Origin of the sequence: Synechocystis sp. PCC 7509 (assembly GCF_000332075.2) — a bacterium.
GTDB lineage: Bacteria > Cyanobacteriota > Cyanobacteriia > Cyanobacteriales > Chroococcidiopsidaceae > Aliterella.
Genome location: NZ_ALVU02000001.1, coordinates 1087943 through 1105341, shown reverse-complemented (window position 1 = coordinate 1105341; position 17399 = coordinate 1087943). Strand labels below are relative to the sequence as shown.

14 protein-coding genes are annotated in these 17399 nt (G+C 40.6%); 7 read left to right on the top strand and 7 right to left on the bottom strand.

Annotated features, from left to right (window positions below):
- The first annotated feature begins 4 nt into the window (after positions 1-4).
- Complete coding sequence (locus SYN7509_RS0205640) at positions 5-1645, top strand: hypothetical protein (protein WP_009631131.1); 1641 nt, start codon at positions 5-7, stop codon at positions 1643-1645.
- A 275-nt stretch (positions 1646-1920) separates the two neighbouring features.
- Here SYN7509_RS0205640 and SYN7509_RS0205635 read toward each other — a convergent pair whose 3' ends face one another.
- Positions 1921-2409 (bottom strand): DUF1622 domain-containing protein, encoded by a 489-nt coding sequence (locus SYN7509_RS0205635; protein WP_009631130.1) that lies wholly within the window; start codon positions 2407-2409, stop codon positions 1921-1923.
- A gap of 186 nt (positions 2410-2595) precedes the next feature.
- On the opposite strand from SYN7509_RS0205635, the gene SYN7509_RS25200 reads away from it, so the two are divergent.
- From SYN7509_RS25200 to SYN7509_RS0205625, 4 genes are all read left to right on the top strand, one after another.
- Positions 2596-4206 carry a DUF7149 domain-containing protein gene (locus SYN7509_RS25200; protein WP_009631129.1) on the top strand — a complete coding sequence of 537 codons (1611 nt, stop codon included), beginning with the start codon at positions 2596-2598 and terminating at the stop codon, positions 4204-4206.
- Between the two features lie 32 nt (positions 4207-4238).
- A protein-coding gene (locus tag SYN7509_RS29080; RefSeq protein WP_148297933.1) for an IS1 family transposase occupies positions 4239-5068 on the top strand; the annotation gives its coding sequence in 2 pieces (ribosomal slippage) (positions 4239-4580 and positions 4583-5068; 828 coding nt in all).
- A complete protein-coding gene (locus SYN7509_RS25190) occupies positions 5068-7293 on the top strand; it encodes an Eco57I restriction-modification methylase domain-containing protein (RefSeq protein WP_009632250.1) in 2226 nt (741 codons plus the stop codon). Before SYN7509_RS29080 ends, SYN7509_RS25190 begins: the two co-directional genes overlap by 1 nt.
- 245 nt (positions 7294-7538) lie before the next feature.
- Positions 7539-7967, top strand: coding sequence for an endonuclease domain-containing protein (locus SYN7509_RS0205625; protein ID WP_084610637.1), 429 nt, complete (start codon positions 7539-7541; stop codon positions 7965-7967).
- 101 nt (positions 7968-8068) lie between these two features.
- Here SYN7509_RS0205625 and SYN7509_RS0205620 read toward each other — a convergent pair whose 3' ends face one another.
- The 4 genes from SYN7509_RS0205620 to SYN7509_RS0205605 all read right to left on the bottom strand — a co-directional run bounded on the left by SYN7509_RS0205620 (position 8069) and on the right by SYN7509_RS0205605 (position 10973).
- Positions 8069-8299, bottom strand: coding sequence for a DUF6887 family protein (locus SYN7509_RS0205620; protein WP_148297931.1), 231 nt, complete (start codon positions 8297-8299; stop codon positions 8069-8071).
- Positions 8265-8456, bottom strand: a complete 192-nt coding sequence (locus SYN7509_RS0205615; RefSeq protein ID WP_009632247.1) for a DUF6888 family protein — start codon at positions 8454-8456, stop codon at positions 8265-8267. Before SYN7509_RS0205615 ends, SYN7509_RS0205620 begins: the two co-directional genes overlap by 35 nt.
- Before the next feature lie 72 nt (positions 8457-8528).
- Positions 8529-9515: a GTP 3',8-cyclase MoaA gene (moaA, locus tag SYN7509_RS0205610; RefSeq protein WP_009632246.1), complete on the bottom strand. Its 987-nt coding sequence runs from the start codon at positions 9513-9515 to the stop codon at positions 8529-8531.
- Positions 9516-9548: 33 nt separating this feature from the next.
- Positions 9549-10973 carry an MFS transporter gene (locus SYN7509_RS0205605; protein ID WP_009632245.1) on the bottom strand — a complete coding sequence of 475 codons (1425 nt, stop codon included), beginning with the start codon at positions 10971-10973 and terminating at the stop codon, positions 9549-9551.
- A gap of 184 nt (positions 10974-11157) precedes the next feature.
- Between SYN7509_RS0205605 and cbiD the strand changes: the two genes are divergently transcribed.
- Together cbiD and guaA are read left to right on the top strand one after the other, a co-directional pair.
- A complete protein-coding gene (gene cbiD, locus SYN7509_RS0205600) occupies positions 11158-12258 on the top strand; it encodes a cobalt-precorrin-5B (C(1))-methyltransferase CbiD (RefSeq protein ID WP_038021282.1) in 1101 nt (366 codons plus the stop codon).
- A gap of 185 nt (positions 12259-12443) precedes the next feature.
- Positions 12444-13991, top strand: coding sequence for a glutamine-hydrolyzing GMP synthase (gene guaA / locus SYN7509_RS0205595; protein ID WP_084610718.1), 1548 nt, complete (start codon positions 12444-12446; stop codon positions 13989-13991).
- A gap of 19 nt (positions 13992-14010) precedes the next feature.
- Here guaA and cheB read toward each other — a convergent pair whose 3' ends face one another.
- Positions 14011-15063 (bottom strand): chemotaxis-specific protein-glutamate methyltransferase CheB, encoded by a 1053-nt coding sequence (cheB, locus tag SYN7509_RS0205590; protein WP_009632242.1) that lies wholly within the window; start codon positions 15061-15063, stop codon positions 14011-14013.
- Positions 15064-17382, bottom strand: a complete 2319-nt coding sequence (locus SYN7509_RS0205585) for a hybrid sensor histidine kinase/response regulator (protein WP_009632241.1) — start codon at positions 17380-17382, stop codon at positions 15064-15066.
- Positions 17383-17399: the final 17 nt, after the last annotated feature.

Sequence of the window (17399 nt, the reverse complement as noted above, 5' to 3'; positions counted from 1 at the left end):
TCTTATGGAATTTAACTACAATTACAAAGGCAGCACCGTAATAAACGAAAACAGCGCAAATACTCAAATGTCATTTTCTCCTGACACCTTGCGCCAGCCCACTTATTTTGTCGGAGAATTGCGGCAAAATGTGGCATTTAGAGAAGCAATCAGCGCCTTACATAACGTTGTTGTTTCCGATATGCGCTTCAAACCAAAAGATAAAACAGCTTACAAAGAATGGGCAGCAAATCAGCAAAACTTAGATTTAGAATTACTTGCCGCCCAAAGCGCTGAAGTAAAAAACCGCCTCAATCAATTACAGCAAGAATTTCAAGAATTAAACCGCCGAAATTACGACCGACGCGCCCCTTTTTACAACGCTCAAAGCCGTTACTTTGAATATCTTTATCAAAAAGATCGAGATGCTTGGTTTGTTTTAGATCCAGTAATTACCGTTCATCCTGACGAGGTATTTTTTGAATGTTTTAGTCAAGATGAATCAAGTTATGGGAGACTTAGTGCTAGTTACGAAATATTTAAAAACATCAGCGAATTTGCTTGCGGAACTACAAATATTGACTACTCCGCCGCTTTGTACGATGAGTTTCAAAAAATCCGCAGTTATAAAAATACTCGCTTTGAAATTGACCCCTCCGGCTTTGACGTTAAAACAACCAACGAAGCCGATTATAAAGAAGTCAAAATTGATTTACCTGATAGTTGGGTAAGAGGCTTTTTACAAGTTAGTTCGGCGATGTCTTTACCCGCAACTCACTTTGATTTGCACCCAATGGATATTTATAATATCTGCTTTATTCTCCGCCGCCACAAAGAGAAAAAAGGCCCTCGTAGTATGCGCTATATTCTTAAACCAGGTCAACCAGTGAAGGTAAAATTTGAACCTTGGGGAATAGAATTAGTTTGTACGCGATCGCCTTACACTGGCTTGCATGAGCAAGAAATCCGCATTTGGGGTCGTCGCCGCCTTAATATCTTAGAACGCCTAATTCCCATTGCCAAAAAGTTTTCGGTTTACTTACTAGGTACGGGGATGCCTTCATTCTACGTCGCTGACTTAGGCGATATGTCTTTTACCCTCGGTTTATCAGGATGGACAGCAAACGATTGGGCGCAATCTGGTAACTTCGATCTTATGGCTCCTCGTGCCGATATAGACAAGTGGACGCAGCAACATATTTACAACGAACTTAAGAAAAACTGGGTAGAAAGCGTCGATAGTCTCGCCGAACGATTAAACCTCAATCGAGTAGTTATTCTCGGCGCTTTAGGCGCGTACACCCAAGCAGGACGGGCTATTTACGACTTAAACAAGCAAGTCTACCGTATCCGAGAACTTAGCCGCGAACCTTTACCAATGGAAAGGCTGCGATTTGCCAATGATCGGGAAGAAAAAGCCACCCGTTTTTTAATTGATAACAACGTTCAAGTTACAAATATTACTGGCGGTGCTACAGGCTCATTCACCTTACAAGGAAATGTTACAGAACGCGAGAAAAACTACCACCCATCCTTGACAGTAGACACCGATGAGCGGATAATTAACGCAGAATGTACTTGCAATTGGCATCAGCAAAACAAGCTGTATAAAGGCCCTTGCGAACACATTTTAGCGTTGCGAATGCAACACGCCCGACAATATTAAATTGAGTAATTTTAGTTGGTAACAGCCTTGCAATCCGGATGGTGGATCGCCATCCTTGCGTTTAGTTCAAGCACGCATCACTAGCTCGATCTTGACTGTACGGTCATTCGCCCTAGTACGCCCTACCCGGTGGGACTTCCATGAAGTGTAAAAGGCGTACTAGGGCGAGACCGCTTGAGTTGATCGATCTAGTCCTGAGAGGTTTACGAAGGGGCAAACAACTGATAATTACTAGGCTACAGACGTTATATTTAGCGTCTGTTATTTTTTTTAACTTAATTGCGTTCTTGTTCACTAGGATGGCTTTCTTCTCCTTGTCTAATTTCCTGTTCTAAAAAGTAATTAAGTAAAGTTCTTAACAGTACGATCGCCCCCAAGTTTAAAATATCTTGGCGCGTGGGTGCGACAGCAGTGCGGAGAATGTCACTAGCAACAGTAAATTCCAATCCCAAAGTCAACAATCGTCCTAATTTTAGGCGGATAGATTCGGTAGCATCTTGATGTTGCCTAGAACGAGAAAATAACTGGCGCAAATAGGTAGCGATCGCCCGTACAACCGCGCTACCAATAACTAAAGCGGCGGCAATTTCTGCCCCTACTGCTAAATAATCAACTATGACTTTAAGCCCAGACTCTAAAGGGCTGCTTTCTTCGGGGATACTCGACTCTCCGGTATTTAGACTCAAAAGTAAAACTAAACCAAAAATTAATGATATTGGCAGCAGAATCGTAATTAAAGAATCGCGCGATCGCTCTTGTTTCATTTTTTCACTATAAATTGTTGCTTCTAACTAACCACCAATCTGTACGCATTAGAGCTACAACTTGGCATTAAGTTTTATTAAATAGATAGGTTGTAAGTAATTCATCCAACGCCGGAGAAAATACAACCAATTTAGTAGTAATTGGGCATACTGGAGTAAATATATTTATTACTCTTAGTTTTTTTCATGACACCCAAAAAATTATCGCCAAGACAAGCATTAAATAAAGCATTCCTTAAAGTTAAGCCAATCAGGGAGAATATTGAAACTTTCAAAACTAATCTAATTAAACTAATCGACCAAATCAATGAGACTGAATCTGAGGAATTTCATAAAAATCTTGTTGCTGATTTTTTAAAGCACACCTATTATAGTCCAAGTCATTTTATCAATACCAAAGGTCGCAACGATCTTGTTATTCATAATGGCAAAGATGCTAAAAGCAATGTTGGTGTAATTGTGGAAGCTAAGAAGCCAACCAATAAAGGCGAGATGCTGGCGGTTGACAATCTAAATACTAAGGCTTTTCAGGAATTAGTTTTATACTTTTTGCGAGAAAGAATAAAAGGCAATAATCTTGAAATTAGATACTTAGTTGCAACTAATATTTACGAGTGGTTTATTTTTGATGCAACGACTTTTGAACAGCTATTTGTCCAAAACAAAGCACTGGTAAAGCAATTTACTGATTTTGAAGCCGGGAGACTAAGTAGTACAAAAACTGAATTTTTCTATACACAAATTGCTAAAAAAGCGATCGCACTCGCACTCGTTGAAAATGAAATTGAGTTTACCCATTTTGATATCCGCGACTATGACGGGTTTTTGAGGAATAGTAACGAAGAAGGCGATCACGAACTGATTGCATTATTTAAGCTGTTTTCCCCAGAACATTTATTAAAATTGCCCTTTGCTAACGATAGCAACAGACTAGATAAGGCTTTTTATAACGAGTTGTTGTATATTATCGGCTTGACGGAAACAAAGGAAGGTAGCAAAAAGCTAATCGGACGCAAAAAAGAAGGCGATCGCGTTGCAGGTTCTTTGCTTGAAAATGCCATCAATCAGCTTGATAGTTTAGACAAAATCTCTCGAATAGAAAAGCCGGAACAGTTTGGAGATTCTGAAGGAGAAAGACTTTTTAATGTTGGTTTAGAGTTAGTAATCACTTGGATAAATCGTGTTCTTTTCCTTAAGTTACTAGAAGCTCAATTAATCAAATATCATAAAGGCGATCAATCTTTTGCTTTTTTGAGCTTGACAAAAGTACAAAGTTATGGTGATGTTAATAGACTTTTCTTTGACGTACTAGCTCGTAAGCAATGCGATCGCAATGCAAGTATAAAAGCCATTTTTGCTAATATTCCTTATCTTAACAGTTCGTTGTTTGAGCCAACGGATATCGAGCAGTTAACCATTTTTATTAGCAATCTCAGAGATGAAAAGCTGCCTATTTTTTCATCTAGTGTTTTAAAAAATAGTAATGGTAAAAGGCGATTGGGTAATCTCAATGCTTTGGAATATTTATTTGAATTTCTCAATGCTTATGATTTTAGTAGTGAAGGTTCGGAGGAGATTCAAGAAGAAAATAAAACACTAATTAATGCTTCGGTGCTTGGTCTAATTTTTGAGAAAATTAACGGCTATAAAGATGGTTCTTTCTTTACACCAGGCTTTATTACGATGTATATGTGTCGTGAAACAATTCGTAGAGCGGTGGTACAGAAATTTAATGAATTTAATGGTTTAAATTGTCAAAATATTGGTAGTGCGTCAATTCAATGTGGGATGATATAGTGACAGGGTGGTTTTAAACTCGAAGCATCTCTATGGATTGTCCTCTGTGTGGTCACATTAAAGCCCATAAACATGGCAAGATGCCGAACGGACATCAACGTTACCTGTGTCCCGCTTGCCATCAAACGTTCTCGGAATCCTTCGACAGTTTGTACTATCGTCGACATATTAGTCCTGAACAAATTCGCCAAGTGTTGCAAGCACATAGTGAGGGCAGTAGTTTACGAGGGATTAGTAGAACAACTGGGCTTGCCTACAACACAGTTGTGAGTATTGTTCGCGCTGCCAGTCAAAAAGCCCAATTGGTTCACAATGCCGAAGTCCAAGCTGTACAAACAGAGGAGGTAAGTGCCGATGAGATGTGGTCATTTGTCTCAAAAAACAGAAACAGTGTTGCGCTCAAGAACTAGAAGTCGGGGATTGTTGGATCGGTCTGAGTCTTGCCGATTCAAGTGGCTTAATTCTGGCGGCGCGAGTTGGCAAACACACTGATGAACTGATTGGTCAGTTAGTCCTCAACACCGAGGGAAAAACAAATTGCAAGCAATTTAACAGTGATGCTTGGGGCGGGTATGAGCGAGTTCTACCTCCTGAAATTCACCACTACATTGGCAAAGACAAAACGCAGCGATTAGAACGTACTAATGGTACTGTGCGACAACAAACCGGAAGATGGCATCGACGACAGAACAAGTTTGGTAAGGTGTGGGAACAGACAAAAGTGACAACTCGATTAGTGGTGAGTTACTTCAACTGGATTTGGCAGCATAGCCGATTCAAAACAACTGCTGCACAACGAGCCGGATTAGCAACGAGAGCGTGGAGTTGGCATGATATTGCTACCTATCCCACATTAATTTGATGCATCACCAAAATATTGATGATTTGAATGAAAAAATTACAGACAAAAAAGCCGCTAACAACATTATTAATAGTTTAAAGATTTGCGATCCGGCGGTAGGTTCGGGACATTTTTTAGTTTCGGCTCTTAATGAAATAATTGCAATCAAAAGTGAATTAAAAATTCTCCTTGATAGAAGTGGGAAAACCTTAAGAGATTATCAGGTTGAAGTTGTAAATGATGAACTGATTGTCATTGATGATGATGGAAAGTTATTTGAGTACAATCCAAAAAGCAAAGAAAGTCAGCGCATACAAGAAACGCTTTTTCACGAGAAGCAGACAATTATTGAAAACTGTCTATTTGGTGTCGACATTAATCCAAACTCAGTAAAAATTTGTCGTTTGCGGCTATGGATTGAGCTTTTAAAAAATGCTTATTATCGGGTAGAAAGTAATGGGACAGAATTAGAGACTCTACCAAACATTGATATTAATATCAAGTGCGGTAATTCTTTAATTAGTCGGTTTGCGTTGGATGCTGATTTGAAACAAGCTTTAAATAAAAATAAACACAGTATAGATACTTATAAAAATGCTGTGCAAACTTATCGCAATGCTGAAAGTAAAGAGCAAAAGCGAGAAATGGAAAGATTAATTAAAGATATCAAAGGCAGTTTTAAGACGACGTTGCAAGGAATTGATCCAAATAAAACTAAGTTGAGAAATTTAGAGGGTGAGGTTTATGGTTTAGAACAACCTTTGTTATTTGAGGAGACAAAAGCAGCTAAAAAAGCACGAGATCAAAAGATCGCTAAGTTAAATAATGAAATTGATAAATTAAGGGTTGAGATTGAGGATATAGAAAGCGGTAGGCTTTATGAAAATGCGCTAGAGTGGCGGTTTGAATTTCCTGAAGTTTTGAATAATGAAGGTGATTTTATTGGCTTTGATGTAGTAGTTGGGAATCCACCTTATATCAGACAGGAAGATATCAAGGAATTAAAGCCAATTTTGCTGCAAAATTATCAATGCTATACAGGTGTTGCTGATTTGTTTGTATATTTTTATGAATTAAGCTTGCATTTATTAAAAGCAAGCGGTCATTTAACTTATATATCTTCTAACAAATATTTTAGAGCGGGTTATGGTAAGAAATTACGCCAACTTTTAACAGATTCAACAACGATTCACTATTTAATCGATTTCGGTGATTTTCCAGTTTTTGAAGAAGCGATCGCCTATCCTAGCATTATCATTTTAAGTAAAATTCAATCTAATGCAAATCAAGTACAAACTTTGTCATGGGATGAAGCGAAAAAACAAAATATTGCACATTTTGCGACGGAATTAGAGCAAGATAGTTTAACAATTTCGCAGGGAAACTTGAAATCTGACGGTTGGCGGCTAGAGTCTTTTCAAACCTTAAACTTATTAGCAAAACTGCAAACTTCTGGTACGCCGTTAGGGGAGTATATAAACGGCAGATTTTATTACGGAATTAAGACAGGTTTTAATGAGGCATTCGTTGTAAATAAAGCTACACGCGACAGATTGATTACTGAAGACACTTCTTCTGCTGAAGTGTTAAAGCCTTTTTTGCGTGGTCGAGATATTAAGCGATGGCATATTGATTTTACTGATCAATATATCATCAAAATTGAATCTTCTGAAAATAAAAAACATCCCTGGTCTGATCGACCAGAAAAAGAGGCAGAGGAAATTTTTTCAGAAACTTATCCGGCAATTTATCAATATTTTTTTCAATTTAAAGAATCATTAATCAAGCGCTGCGACCAAGGTAAATATTTTTGGGAATTACGCTCTTGTATTTACTGGCAAGAATTTGAGCAACCTAAAATTATCTATCCTGATATTTATGAGCATCAAAGTTTTTCAATTGATCGATTAGGTTTTTATGCAGGTAATACTTGCTACTTTATTCCAACTAATGAAGTGTGGCTTTGTGGGCTTTTAAACTCTCAATTAGTTGAATGGTTCTATTCGATGATTTCTAACTCTATTCGAGGTGGTTATCTGAGATCATTTAGCGACTATATGAAACAAATTCCTATCTTTATTGCTACCAAAACAGAGCAAAAAAAGATAGAGACTCTTGTAAAAAAATGTCTTGACGCTAAAGGGAAAGACATTAAGGACATTGAAACCGAAATAGATCGACTGGTTTATCAACTTTACGAATTGACAGAAGCAGAAATTAAGATTGTGGAAGGAGAGATAAATTAAGAGTGATTTTGAGAGAGTTTGTGGTGAGATTCAACGGTTGATCCCCCCCAACCCCCCTTAATAAGGGGGGAGAATGTAGAGAATGTGGAGAATGTGGAGAATAGGGGAAATAGGTAGGGAGAATGCTAAAAATATTGTGGAATTGCGCGATCGCTCCCTACATTAGAGATAATCGTGCTAAAAAAACTCAGGCGATCGCACAAAAGAGGATAAATTGAACAAACAAACAACCACAACCATTCCTAATTATTTATTCTCCCCCCTTATCAAGGGGGGTTGGGGGGGATCAACTGTTAAACGTCAAAGATAGCGAGTTTTATCTTCCCTACAATCCCGCTTTAATTCCTCAAGCGAAAGAACTGCGAAAAAACATGACAAGCGCAGAAAAAAGGCTTTGGTACGGATATTTAAGAACTTTCAAGTTTACAGTTTTACGACAAAGACCAATTGATTATTTTATTGTTGACTTCTACTGTCCTACTCTCAAGCTAGTAATTGAAGTCGATGGAGAAAGCCACTGTACCAATGATGGCAAAGATTATGATTGCGAAAGAACTCAAAGGTTAGAAGGTTACGGGATCGAGGTAATCCGATTTACAAATCAGCAAATTTTAGGTGATTTTGAGCGGGTTTGTGGTGAGATTCAACGGTTGATCCCCCCCAGCCCCCCTTGATAAGGGGGGAGAATGTAGAGAATGTGGAGAATAGGGGAAATAGGTAAGGAGAATGCTAAAAATATTGTGGAATTGCGCGATCGCTCAAAATAGTATCTTTTCTAGGATATCTCTCCTTTACTCCCCAATTTTTGCTTGAGTATCTCTGCCATTTCTCTAAAATCGTCTTCCGTCTTGGGAAAAGGATATTTAAGGCTGTGAGAATTTCCTTTATTGATTAAAGCCTCGATTGCATCATCATCTTCTCGGTGCGCTAATACATAATTTCTCAATTCTTGACGAGTCATTTTGCTAAAATCAGGCTTCATCATCATTAAATCTCCATTGACCATCAGGAAAAATCAAAACTTCTAAGCTTTCAGTTATCCCAGCAAGAATAAATACTGTTTTGGTTTTCTGGTTGTACCTGAACACATGAATAGGCTGATAACCATTTGAGAGCATTTGACACACTCTGACACAAGCAATAGCCTGGTCGTTAGTAGGCATACACTATTGTTTTTATGATAGCGATTATAACCATACTGTAAAAGACCTCCGCAGCTAAAAAGTTGCTGCTAACTAGCCGCCAATTTGCGACATGGTACGGTTGTAAGCGCCTGTAGTCCCCGAAACTCTGGCTTTGTAGTTAATTTCGGGTTTAAGCGCCAATAAGTCGCTGACAAGACTTCGCAATTTATCTAACTCTACGCCACTCCTCAAAGCTGTTTTTAAGTCTATTTGGTTACTTTCATTCAACAGACACGGACGCAGCCAACCATCCGCCGATAAGCGCATCCGGTTACAGCGATCGCAAAAACACTCTGACATCTGACTAATAAAGCCTAAAGTTCCCTGAGCATCAGGAATTTTAAATACATCGGCGGGCCCATTACCGCTTACAAACGCTGTGGTTAAACCGTACTTATTGCTAATCTGGGTGCGTAATTGCTCTGAAGATATCCAGCCTTGCTCGTTAAATAGGCGATCATTACCAATGGGCATAAATTCAATAAACCGGACGTGCCATTGTTTGTCAATAGTTAAAGCAGCCAATTCTAATACTTCGCTGTCATTTACACCGGGAATTACAACTACATTTAGTTTTAAAGGGTCAAAACCTACTTTGTAAGCTACTTGTATTCCATCCCATACTTTCCCCCATTGCGATCGCCCGCGATTGCCAATAATTGCATCAAAGGTTTCAGCGTTTAACGAGTCTAAACTAATATTTACCCGGCGCAACCCCGCATCGTGCAATTGCTGCGCCATTCCAGCTAAAAGAAAACCGTTAGTAGTCATAGAAAGGTCTTGAGTTTGGGGAAGTGCGGCAATTTTGCTTACTAAATCTACTACCCCAGGACGCAATAAAGGTTCGCCCCCGGTTAAACGAAAACGAGTAAAACCTACAGGAATAAAAACTTCTTTGATGAGAATTACTAACTCCTCATCCGTCAATCTCTCTTGTTGCAGAATATAGTTTAGCTCGGCTTCTTCCGGCATACAGTATTGACAGCGAAAATTACAACGGTCAATTAAACTAATGCGGAGATAATCAACAGTATTCATGCGGTTTTTACTTTAGAGCAAGTCCTCTATGTTCTATTTTGGGGTATTTGTCACAGTTATGTTTTGAGCGGGCGATCGCCTTTTTGAATTTAGCCAATTACTCACAAGGTGCGTAACTCTCACACTGCGAGGTTCTGTGACATATACTAAGGGCAATAAAGCAAACAATCGTACCCCCGCCGAAAGCGCGAACAAGCCTGGTAAACCACCAATAAAGGGTATCTGACTCAAAAAGCCGCCAACGGTCGTTCCCAAAGCTCCGCAAAGCCCCGCTACGGCCGCCGCTACGGCGAAATAACTAGAAGGATGCTCTCTGGGTGCAACTTCCATTTGGATATTACTACTACACAATTCAATTGCTGCCCAAGTACCACCACTAAATATATGTATTAATGGTAGCCATACCCATAAGGAAATATTATTCGTTCCAGCTATTAGCCAAAATAACGGCGTTACCCCAGCTAAAACTCCTACCAATAATAACAACGGACGATTGCCGACTTTATCAGCGATTTTCCCCCACAAAATTAGCATTACTAAGTTTGCCCCCGCCGTCAAACTGCCGTACAGCGTTGCCCAATACAAATCTAAATGCAAGTTGTCTAACAAGTAAAGATTAAAAAATGGCGAACTAAGGTTAACGGCAAACGTCCACAAACCAAAGTAAAACAAAAATATCAAAAAGTTAGGCGAAAAATTACCTAAAAGTGAAAATTTTTCTGGTTTTTGGACTGGCTGTTTCGCTGTTAGCTGGGGATTGACATCAGTCATAAAAAACTGACATCCCAGGCTAATTATGCCTGCAACTACGGCTAGAAATAACACTAATGCGTAGCCATCAATTGTGCCAGTTGGCCAAGCCGATACCGCAAATCCGAGTAGCGGTACACCTACTAGATTAGTCAAACTAGCCGCACTATTGCGAAACCCAAAATAACGCCCCCGCAAACGATGGGGAACGAGTACCGCCATCCAACTGAGCCAAGCAGAGCCACCCAAAGATTCTAATATGTGGGTAGCTAAAACCATTCCTAGAGTCCAACTGACTAGCTGATGCAGATTACTTCCTGACCAACTAATCCAGCCAATCCCCACCACCAAAATCAACCACAATAACCGAGCGATGCCAAAAATCCACAAACAATAGTAGTGACGGCTATTTGTGCGATCGCCTATATAAGCCCCCAAGGGCTGTAATAAGTTTAATAGCATAGGAATCGATGACAGCATTCCAATCTCTATGGGGCTTGCGCCTACTTGAAGCAAGAAATTGGTCAGTAATACGCCGCCAGTAATACTTGTAAAAATAGCCGCAAATACACCATCAATAGTAGAAGCTTGAAGAGTGGTGCGAATTGCTTGTTTGCTATAAATCTGGTTTTGGCTATCGGGTAAAAGCACCGATGATGAGGTCACATTTTCTTGTGGCTCTAAAACTGGTTGAGTGATGGTTTCCACCAAAGCTTAATCCAATAAGTGTTGTGTTTAATATAGAGAGTCTCTATTGACCCATCTTTAGGCAAATCAGGTTTGCTTATATAATTACTGGAGGATAGGATAAAAATGCTGCCCTAAACAACAGTCAGCAGAAAGAGAATCCCTAAATCGATCTACTCCTTACTGGTGCAATGTGTCTTTAAGTTTGCCGCGTTCTGGTTATACTTTACCTGTTTTTGCTTGCGCCAGTGCGATCGCTGCTTTGCAATGGTTACAAAATCGCACTTGTTGCCAAACGGTAGCTGTGGATTTAATTTGCCCCGATCAAACGGTAGAAATTGCGATCGAACAAGTAGCCGGAATATCGCCCCAAATGGCTCTAGCAATCACTCGTAGCGATCCTGGTGATAACTTGGATCTAACGCGCCATACACCCATTTGGGCTTTAGTAGAATGGCTAGAATCATCACCGCAGCAAATTACAATTGTTGGTGGTGAAGGTCTGGGACACAAGTTAAACGGCGATCCGGCGGTCTATAGTTACGCCCAGCAATTATTACAAGTTAATTTATTGCGGCTTTTACAACCCCAGGAAAATATTAAACTCACAATTATTCTCCCTGAAGGTAGAGCCTTAGCTGAACGGACTTCTAACGCAGCTTTTGGAGTAGTTGAAGGGCTTTCTTTACTCGGTACAACCGGGATTTCTCAACCATTGAGCGCCCCCGGACAATTGGAGGCTTGTTTAGAACAAGTGCGCCTAAAAGCAAAATCTAACAAGCTATTGGTGTTTTGTATTGGCGAAAATGGGTTGGATTTAGCGCAAAATTTGGGGATTAATCCTCAACAATTAGTTAAAACTGCCAATTGGTTAGGATCGTTATTAGTTGAAGCAGCTAGTCAAGAAGTTAAGGATATTTTATTGTTTGGTTATCATGGAAAACTCGTAAAACTGGCTGGGGGAATTTTTCATACTCACCACCATTTAGCCGATGGACGCTTAGAAATTTTGACGGCTCATGCTGCTCAATTAGGTATATCAACCTCCAGATTACAAAATATTTTTAACAGTTCTACTACCGAATCGGCTTTGCAATACCTCCGAGACTTGGACGAGCAAACGGGGAGCAACTGGGTACAAGAGCTTTATAACTCGGTTGCTGCTGCTATCGACTTGCGCTCTACGCAATACATATTCAAGCTTACAAGTCGCCATGTTGATGTTGGTTCAGTCTTGTTTGACCGCGATCGCACTATAGTTGCTACCAGTCAAACTGCTAAGACGTTGCTGTCTCAGTTGTGTTAATTTAATAAGAATAATTGAAATACTAACAAATAAGTTTTTATCTACGGGTTAGCGATCGTTTATTCCCTTTACCCAAAAATTTATCTATTTCTAACCTCCACTACTTGCAATTAATAGGAATAAATTAGGTGGTACAGACAGAAGCGTTGCCGCAAAATGAAGAATTGAACCAACTAAATCGCCAAATGATTGCGATTTTAGACTTCGGTTCGCAGTATTCAGAACTAATCGCCAGGAGAATTAGGGAAACTCAAGTATATTCCGAAGTTCTCTCCTACCGCACCACCGCCGAACAGTTGCGCCAACTAAATCCTAAAGGAATTATTCTCTCTGGTGGGCCAAGTTCTGTCTATACTCCTAACGCTCCAGAGTGCGATCCCCAAATCTGGCATTTAGGGATTCCAATTTTAGGGGTATGTTACGGAATGCAACTTATGGTTAAGCAACTAGGGGGAGACGTACAACCCGCCGAGCGTAAAGAGTACGGCAAAGCCTCCTTATTAATTGACGACCCTACCGACTTACTAACAAACGTCGAAGAAGGGACAACTATGTGGATGAGTCACGGCGACTCTTGCGCTCAATTACCTGTAGGCTTTGAAGTGCTGGCGCATACCGAAAATACACCTTGTGCGGCGATCGCCAATTACGATCAAAAACTCTACGGCGTACAATTTCACCCCGAAGTAGTGCATTCTGTTGGCGGACTTGCTTTAATTCGCAACTTTGTTTACCACATTTGCGAGTGCGAACCCACTTGGACAACCGCCGCTTTTGTGGAAGAAGCAATTAGAGAAATTCGCGCTCAAGTAGGCGAAAAGCGGGTGCTACTTGCCCTTTCTGGGGGTGTAGATTCGTCAACGTTAGCATTTTTACTTCATCAGGCAATTGGAAGTCGCTTAACTTGCGTCTTTATCGATCAAGGCTTTATGCGCAAATTAGAGCCAGAGCGGTTAGTGAAGCTATTTCAAGAGCAGTTCCATATTCCTGTGGAGTATGTAGACGCGCGCGATCGCTTTTTGGCTTTAGTAGCAGGTGTCACCGATCCTGAAGAAAAACGCCGCCGGATTGGCCACGAATTTATCCAAGTATTTGAAGAAGCCTCCAAAAACCTCGGACCCTTTGATTACTTAGCTCAAGGTACGCTTTACCCCGATGTAATTGAATCAGCCGATACCAATATTGACCCCAAAACGGGCGAACGAGTAGCGGTGAAAATCAAAAGCCATCACAATGTTGGCGGTTTACCTAAAGACTTACGGTTTAAGCTCGTCGAACCCCTGCGCAAGCTATTTAAAGATGAAGTCCGCAAAGTTGGGCGACAGATTGGTTTACCCGAAGAAATTGTTTTGCGACAGCCGTTTCCTGGCCCTGGTTTAGCAATTCGGATTTTGGGAGAAATTACTTCTGAGCGCTTAGAAATCTTGCGAGAAGCCGATCTAATTGTCCGTCAAGAAATCAACCGTCGGGGAATTTATCACGACTTTTGGCAAGCTTTTGCTGTGCTGTTGCCGGTTCGGACTGTAGGAGTAATGGGGGATCAACGTACCTACGCTTACCCGATAGTTTTACGCTTAGTAGCCAGTGAAGATGGCATGACCGCAGATTGGGCGCGAGTTCCTTACGATGTATTAGAAGCAATATCTAACCGGATTGTCAACGAAGTTGCCGGGGTAAATCGGGTTGTTTACGATATTACCTCCAAGCCACCGGGAACTATTGAATGGGAGTAAGGAGTAAGTGGGGAAAGTGCTACCTAGCAAGCTTTTTCAATAACAAAGGAGCGATATCTTGGATTGGCAAAACCTGTTGTACAACTCCAAGAGCGATCGCTTCGGAGGGCATCCCAAAGACTACACAAGTTTTTTCATCTTGAGCAATGGTAATTCCCCCAGCAGTAGAAATAGCTTGCATTCCTAGCGCCCCATCTTTACCCATTCCTGTTAACAAAATACCCATAGTTGCCTTACCATAAAACTTCGCAACTGACTTAAAGGTAACTGTCACTGAAGGACAATGACCATCTACGGGTATTGATGAACCGTAAATAAAGTTGCCTTGAGTATCTAATTCTAAATGATTCTGGTCTGGGGCAAAATATACCGTTCCAGGGACAGGCATTTCGCCAACTTGGGCAATTTTCACTTTTACTTTACACTCCGAATCTAACCAATCTACCAATCCCTGCAAAAATCCTTGGCTGATATGTTGAGTACAAATTACAGGTACAGGTAAGTTGGCTGGTAATTGAGCAATAATTTTATGCACAGCTTGCGGCCCACCAGTGGAAGTGCCAATAGTAATTACTTTAATTGCTCTAGTAATATCCGCCGAAAAAGCAAAATTATTAGTTGAATTAAAATTACTTAGAGGGAGAGCTTGCCGCCTAGTAAAAACTGTTACCCCAGAGAGAATTTTAATTTTATTAATCAAGTCTCGCTTCACTTGTTCGTAATCGGAAGCTAACCCTGTATTTGGCTTCGGAAAAACATCAACCGCTCCAGCTTGCAAAAGTTCAAAAATAGTATTAGTGTCTTCTTTTTGGACGGAAGTACTAATCACTAAAATTGGACGGGGATAATTTTCCATTACTTGTTTAGTAAGTTCTAAACCGTCCATTTCTTTCATATGTAAATCTGTGCAAATTACCTTGGGTTGCAGTTTGGCAATTAAATTTAGTGCTTCCTTGCCATTACGAGCTTTGCCTACAACTTTAATGTCTGGCGACGATGTGAGCAACCTATCGATAATCTCTAAAGCAACCGGGGAATCTTCTACTAATAAAACAGAAATTGGTTCTGGCATTTAGATTAATCTTTTTAAAGTATCTAAGAGTAATTGTTGCTCAAAGTTGCCTTTAGTCAAGTAAGCATTTGCGCCAGCCTCAGCGCCTCTTTTTTTATCTTCATCGTCAGCTAGAGTAGTGACTAAAATAATTGGCAGTTCGCTATATTGTTTTTGTTGACGAATTTTTGCCGTCAGCGCTAAACCGTCAACATTGGGCATTTGGATATCTGAAACCACCGCATCAAAATTTTTAGACTTTAATTTATTAAAACCATCTAATCCATCCACGGCGGCGGTTACATCATAGCCTGCACCTTCTAAAATGCGTTTAACTTGAGTCCGAATTGTAATAGAGTCTTCTACCAGTAAGATTGCGGGTTTCTTGACTTCTTGGAGAAATGGCTGTGAAACAGTAATCGTTGCCCCTGTACTTTTTTGCACGGACTTAAGCAAATCTTGGGGATTAAGAATCATACACACTTCCCCCGTACCTAAAATAGTTGCGCCAGAAACATTACGAACGCGCTGAAGTAACTTACTTTGCGGCTTTAAAACTACATTTTGTTGGTCAAGTAAAGCATCTACCAATAGTCCCAATCGCTCTGTTCCGACTTGCAACACGATACAAGGGAGCATTGTTGCGGTGGAATCTACCGCTTTAGGCGAAGTAGGAATATTTAAGGGTAATTGCAACAAATCGGTCAGCCAAACCACTGATACAGGTTGACTATCTAACATAATTGTTTGAGAGCCACCCGTCGCAAAAATCTCCTGACGAGCCACAAGTAGCGTAGTCTGTACCGAGTCTACAGGAATTGCATAGGAAACGTTATTAACTTCCACAATTAAGACGTGAGCGGTCGTGAGCGTGGTATTAAGCTGTAATTTGAAGGTACATCCCAACCCTTGATTTGACTCAACAGCGATCGCACCTTTGAGTTGTTCGACTTTGGCGCGTACCACATCTAAGCCGATACCTCTACCCGAAAGCTCAGTAACTTCTGTGCGCGTCGAAAATCCGGGCGCAAAAATCAACGACTGAATTTGATGAGGAGACATTTTTGTAAGTTCATCAGAAGAACAAACCCCCCGCCGCAAAGCAGTACGTTTAATGCTTTCTGTATCCAATCCGCGCCCATCGTCAATTATTTCAATCCCGATACTATTAGCTGATTGATAACCTCGCAGGCGAATTGTAGCTGTTGGCGGCTTACCTACTTTTTCCCTCTCTTGGGGTGTTTCGATCCCGTGATCGATGGAATTACGAATCATGTGCAGGAGGGGATCTTTGATTTCCTCCAAGATGCGCTTATCGGCGGTAGTGTCTCCCCCTTCAATCACTAGGTTTATTTGTTTTGATTGTTGACTTGCTAGATCCCGCACCATGCGCCCAAACAGATTAAATACTGTAGACAAAGGCAATAGTCGTAACGTGCGAATGCCCGATTCTAATTCATTAGCGACAAGTTCGAGTCTAGCGGTATCTTCGTAAGCTTGATTTTTCAATCGGTTAATTAAAATTCCCAAACGGTCTAGATGTTGTTCTACTTGATGATGAAAAGGTAACTGCTCGTTAGCACTAGAATTATGTGCCATCTTCTCTAAGTTATCTAGCGCCAAACGCTGTACAAAAGCCTCGCGACTCCATTCGTCGTATAGGGTAGCTATTTCCTCGATTTCGGTGAGATGGTAAGCAATGCGTTGTTTAGTAACCGCTAGTTCCCCAGCTTGAGTTATCAAAGTATCGAGTTTTTGGGGTTCGACGCGGATTGTCTCAATTTGATAGTTATTTTCGCTTGTAGCTATGTCTTGACTAGGAATATCTTGCGCCAATGGTTCGCTAGCAGATAAATTGGGAAATAGATCGACTTCTAGCTGTTCGGGAGTATTGGCAAATAAATCGACTTCGCTAGTGGTTGGCGCAAAAAGTGCGTCCTCATCTTCTAAGCAAGTATTGGTACTTGCTCCCATCAATTGAGCTAAGACATAAAAGACATTCACCCCCGAAGCTACTCCGGTAACTGCTTCGCCGACTATTTTTCGCATCGCGTCTAATCCTTGATACAAGGACTCGCATAATGTTGGAGTCAGAACTTGCTCTTGTTTTTTGACAGCAACGAAAATATCTTCGATTTGGTGAATCAAAGTTTCAATATCATCTACGCCCAACATTCGCGCATCACCCTTGAGGGTGTGTGCTTCGCGCAAAACTTCTTCTAATATTGCTCGATCTTGGGAATTTTTTTCAAGCTGCATTAACCCATTTTCGAGGTTATGCAAATGTTCTTCACTGGAGGTTTTAAAGAGATTTCGTAATTCAACGTCTTCAATCATCATGGCGTTGGGGGGTAGGT

Excerpts from the sequence above, each read along its gene's own strand:
- SYN7509_RS0205640 (WP_009631131.1), top strand. The coding sequence starts at position 5 with ATGGAATTTAACTACAATTACAAAGGCAGCACCGTAATAAACGAAAAC.
- SYN7509_RS0205635 (WP_009631130.1), bottom strand. The coding sequence starts at position 2,409 with ATGAAACAAGAGCGATCGCGCGATTCTTTAATTACGATTCTGCTGCCA.
- SYN7509_RS25200 (WP_009631129.1), top strand. The coding sequence starts at position 2,596 with ATGACACCCAAAAAATTATCGCCAAGACAAGCATTAAATAAAGCATTC.
- SYN7509_RS25190 (WP_009632250.1), top strand. The coding sequence starts at position 5,068 with ATGCATCACCAAAATATTGATGATTTGAATGAAAAAATTACAGACAAA.
- SYN7509_RS0205620 (WP_148297931.1), bottom strand. The coding sequence starts at position 8,299 with ATGGTCAATGGAGATTTAATGATGATGAAGCCTGATTTTAGCAAAATG.
- SYN7509_RS0205615 (WP_009632247.1), bottom strand. The coding sequence starts at position 8,456 with ATGCCTACTAACGACCAGGCTATTGCTTGTGTCAGAGTGTGTCAAATG.
- moaA (WP_009632246.1), bottom strand. The coding sequence starts at position 9,515 with ATGAATACTGTTGATTATCTCCGCATTAGTTTAATTGACCGTTGTAAT.
- guaA (WP_084610718.1), top strand. The coding sequence starts at position 12,444 with ATGATTGCGATTTTAGACTTCGGTTCGCAGTATTCAGAACTAATCGCC.
- cheB (WP_009632242.1), bottom strand. The coding sequence starts at position 15,063 with ATGCCAGAACCAATTTCTGTTTTATTAGTAGAAGATTCCCCGGTTGCT.
- SYN7509_RS0205585 (WP_009632241.1), bottom strand. The coding sequence starts at position 17,382 with ATGATGATTGAAGACGTTGAATTACGAAATCTCTTTAAAACCTCCAGT.